Origin of the sequence: Streptomyces sp. NBRC 110611 (genome assembly GCF_001590865.1) — a bacterium.
Classification (GTDB): Bacteria; Actinomycetota; Actinomycetes; order Streptomycetales; family Streptomycetaceae; genus Streptomyces.
In genome coordinates, this window is sequence record NZ_BBUY01000057.1 from 1 (window position 1) to 3,904 (window position 3,904).

At 65.9% G+C, this 3,904-nt stretch carries 5 protein-coding genes; 1 reads left to right on the top strand and 4 read right to left on the bottom strand.

Features of this window, described 5'->3' with window-relative positions; all coding sequences use genetic code 11:
- The first annotated feature begins 196 nt into the window (after positions 1 to 196).
- Positions 197 to 328, top strand: a complete 132-nt coding sequence (locus AZE13_RS38880) for a hypothetical protein (RefSeq protein ID WP_258528189.1) — start codon at positions 197 to 199, stop codon at positions 326 to 328.
- A 120-nt stretch (positions 329 to 448) separates the two neighbouring features.
- On the opposite strand, the gene AZE13_RS33200 is transcribed toward AZE13_RS38880, so the two are convergent.
- From AZE13_RS33200 to AZE13_RS33215, 4 genes are all read right to left on the bottom strand, one after another.
- A complete protein-coding gene (locus AZE13_RS33200; protein ID WP_066940516.1) occupies positions 449 to 814 on the bottom strand; it encodes a nuclear transport factor 2 family protein in 366 nt (121 codons plus the stop codon).
- A gap of 238 nt (positions 815 to 1,052) precedes the next feature.
- Positions 1,053 to 1,901, bottom strand: coding sequence for an IS5 family transposase (locus AZE13_RS33205; protein WP_066940519.1), 849 nt, complete (start codon positions 1,899 to 1,901; stop codon positions 1,053 to 1,055).
- A 55-nt stretch (positions 1,902 to 1,956) separates the two neighbouring features.
- Positions 1,957 to 2,376, bottom strand: coding sequence for a RacP protein (locus tag AZE13_RS33210; protein ID WP_066940522.1), 420 nt, complete (start codon positions 2,374 to 2,376; stop codon positions 1,957 to 1,959).
- Positions 2,377 to 2,378: 2 nt separating this feature from the next.
- On the bottom strand, positions 2,379 to 3,374 hold the full coding sequence (locus AZE13_RS33215) for a DUF6192 family protein (protein WP_066940525.1): 996 nt from the start codon (positions 3,372 to 3,374) through the stop codon (positions 2,379 to 2,381).
- Positions 3,375 to 3,904: the final 530 nt, after the last annotated feature.

A 3,904-nucleotide genomic window follows, 5' to 3' on the forward strand; every position in this document is an offset into this window, starting at 1 on the left:
AGTGCGTGTTTCCATTCCTGAGTAGGGCACTTGACCAGCTCAGGAATGGAACAGTGACTGCGTGAGATGGGGCGTCGTTGCCATAGGCACGGGGAACGACCAGCAACTCGGCTTTCCCGGCCTTGTGGTGACGGCATAGTCCTGCAGCCGTATGGCAGACGTTCAAGGACCACTGCGCCAATCCCACAGTGCGCAGATGATCGAACACATGCAATCGTCGGTCGACCTCACCCTCACCTTCCTCCGGCAGAAACGAGAGGAGACCAAGCGCCTGGCCCGCATCGCGCCGGTCGATCTCGGCATACCCGTCGTCACAGCGCCGCGATGACCTGATTGCTGGCCGAACCAGATCGGCAATCCCCGAGCAGCTTTGGCCAGTGGCGCTCAGCAGCGCTCGATCGACCAGTGAGTAGTCACAACCCCGTTCACTGTGCGAAATGCGCGTTCATTATTCGTTCGCGGCAGCGCCGAACTCGAGCACCAGCCGCGGGTCGTAGAACTGTTCGGCTTTGGCGATGACACCATCGGTCAGTGTGAGGATCTCGGCGGCGGTGGTCGTGCCCTCGACGCCCGGCAGCTCCCACTCCACGACCGACACCACGGTGTCATCGTTGGTGAAAAACTGGTCACGCACGCGGAAATCAATTGCGACGGGCCCGAATTGGGCGGCCATCGTCTGGACCTGGTCGCGTCCGCGCAGCGCTGCGGCAGGGCTGATGAACTCGACATCGTCGGCCAACGGAACCCTGCTCAAGTCGCCGCGCAGCGTGGCCCACCCCTCGTAGTAGCTATCGACTGCCTCGCGGTTCACCATCGCTCAGTCATCTCCTTACCAAAATTCAAGGATTCAACCCGACATAGTTGGGGGGTAGCTGACTACCCCGCCCACAGTACCGAGAAACCCTAAATTGGGCATGAGTGGACATTGCCACCGGACTGAGTGTCCGAACTGCGTACGAAATACGGCAGCGCGCCTGTCTCCGCCAGTGTCGTGAATAATCAACTTGACGTGTGCAGAGAAGAAAGAGGGAGAAGTGGAGTAAGGAGGGCGGTCAGCCGTCGGTCGGCGCTTGTTTCCTTGGCCAGCTGGGGGTGGCGCCCTTCCGGGCCAGGCGCCTGGCCATGAGGGTGATGGCGGCCCAGGTGATCAGCGTTTCGGAGTGTTGGATGAGTCGTTCGTAGTCCCGGGCATGCCGGCGTGCGTGCATCATCCACGCAAGGCTCCGTTCGACGACCCAGCGGCGGGGCAGCACGACGAAGCCGGAGGCGTCCTTGGGACGGCTGACCGGCTTGATCGTCAGGCTGAGGTGCTGTTTTGCCCAGTCGACGAGCTTGCCGGCGTAGGCGGAGTCGGCCCACACGATCGTGATCTCAGGGTGCATCAGACGGAGTCGGAAGAGCACTTCCTTGGCCGCCGCCGCGTCGTGCTGGTCGGCCGGGGTGACCATGACCAGCAGGGGCAGCCCGCGGGTGTCGACAACCATGTGGCGCTTGCGGCCGTTGATCTTCTTGCCCGCGTCATAGCCGCGGGTGGCCTTGGAGACGGTCTCTGCGGCTTTCACGCTCTGGGAGTCGATCACGGTAGCCACCGCACGGGGCCCTTTGCCCATGTCGCGGCGGATCCGCCCCGCCAGATGGTCGCGGATCTGGCCGACGATTCCGGCGGCGGCCCAACGCGCCATAAACCCCCAGACCGTGCGCCAGGGCGGAAAATCCGCAGGTAGGGCCCGCCATTTGCAGCCGGTATCCACGACGTAGCGGATGGCGTCGACGATCTCTCGGCGGGGATGCTTCTCCGGCCGCCCGCCGGCGGAGGTCTCGCAGGCCGGGGTCGGCAACAGCGGTTCGATCAGGGCCCATTCCGCGTTGGTCGTGTCCGAGGGATAGCGACGATGACGCATGACGGTCCTTGGACAGCGCCGTGGTGGCCGTCCGCAGGGCGGCCACCACGGCTGGTCAGGCAGTGGCAATGAGGTCGAGGGTGGATTCGATGGAGTTGAGCTGGGCGACGATGTGCCGTACCCATTTGTCGCCCGGATGCGCGGCGGCGTGCGGGGCGACGGTGCCGGTGATGAACCGGCGGAACTCGGTCAACTTCTCCGAGACGACCGCCCGCTCGTATGCCTCCAGGGCGGCCCGTTCGGCCCCGAGCTGGTAGCCGTCCGTCCTCGTCCAGATCAGCGGCGGCCAGCCTTTGGAGGCAGCCTCGTCCTTGAGGGCCGCGAGCCCTGACCGCACCTGGCTGGGCGACAGGTCGCTCGCCCTGACGAGCTGGTGAAACAGCAGGCCGGCTGGTCTGGCCTCGAACAGCACGAAGCGGACGGTGTCCGCGTGCCGCCTGGCAGCGTCGCCCCGGCGCCGTGAGGCGCGGGGCATGGCTATTCGCCCTTCAGCATGCGGGCGAGCTCGTCGTCCATGTCGACCTTGCCGGTGTCGACCGCGGTCTCGATCCAGTCGAGAGTGGCTCGCACCCGCGCGACGTTCTCGTGCACGATCGTGCGTTCATCGTCGGAAAGCTGGCGGTCGCGCAGGCCGGGGACGGTGCGGCCGGCCGCGGCGACGAACGAGTGGCAGGCGGTGACCAGGTCCAGGAACTCCACCGTCCGGTCGATGTGCCTCACGGCCGGGGCTACCGGGCTGGTGTCCTCGAAGTCTTCGCGGGCTTGCCGGTGGCGTTCGTTCTGGGCATGGTTGACCTGGAAGCGGGCGGTATCGTCACTCATCGCCTTGAAGGCGACGTCCGGGCGCCGCAGCAGGCTGGTCGCCGCACTCGCCGCGACTGACTCGTCCCGGGTGAACTCCTCCACCACCCGGACCTTGTTCTCCGCGGAGACTTTGGCCGCCACCTGTGGACGCTTGAGGAAATCGGTGGTCACCGTCGCGGCGACCTCCTCGTCCCGGGCCAGGTGGTGGATCGCGGTGACCTTCTCCTGCGGGCTCTCGGGGTTGTCGACCGTCCACCCCACCCGCCGCTTGGCCTCGTCCGGAGTCCACCGCTTCTTGCCCGCGGGCGGCGTCTTGATCGCGGCGAACCGATCCTCCTCGTCCTCGATCCGCCCAAGGACGCGGTGAATCGTGAACGACACACCCGCCTGGCGATGCTCCTTCGGCCACCGCGACGCGGTCCACCTGGCGTTCTTCACCGTGCTGAACGTCAAGCCGATGTCCTCGGCCAGACGCACCAGGGACTGCCTGACCGTCCACTCTCCATCCGCGATGCCGCCGCGGGCCCGGACCGGCTCGATCTCCAGCGCGCGGTCGCCGATCGTGAACGACCCCTGAGTCTGCTGTTCAACGACTTGCCGCAGCTCGGCAACGATCTGCTCGTAACGGGACTGGCTGACGCTTCCGACCTTGTCGATCTCCTCCGGCATGGTGTTCACCACCAATGCGGGCCGGGGCACGGAGCTGAAGTCCGTGACGTGGACACGACCCGCTCATCACCGAGAGTCAGACCGAAAATTCACTGATCACAACGAACGACCGCAAATGACCAATTGGTGACCGAAGTTGGACTCACGATGCGTTCGCGATGCGGTTACTGTGACCGTCCGCCGAACGTTTCCTTCCGGCGCCTCCAGGCCCTCACCTTGCACCGCTTCCCGCAGTACAAGGCCGTCGCCCTCCGGTCGACGCCGGCGATCCACCGAGTCCCGCACTCGGGGCACTCGACCTCGCCCGCACCGCTCAGCGCGGCAGCGGTACGTTTCCGCAACTGCCGGTCCGTACGCCACTGCCTGGCACGACACGCCGAAGAGCAGTACACCGCCCGCGGCCGTGCCCCCGGCCTCAGCCGTTCGCCACAAGCCCGACAGTTCCTCTCCCCGGCCCGCCCGGCGCCCTTGGACACCATGCCAGCGTAGGGCCAAAGGCTACTCGGATCCGGGGATCGAAAACACGCACT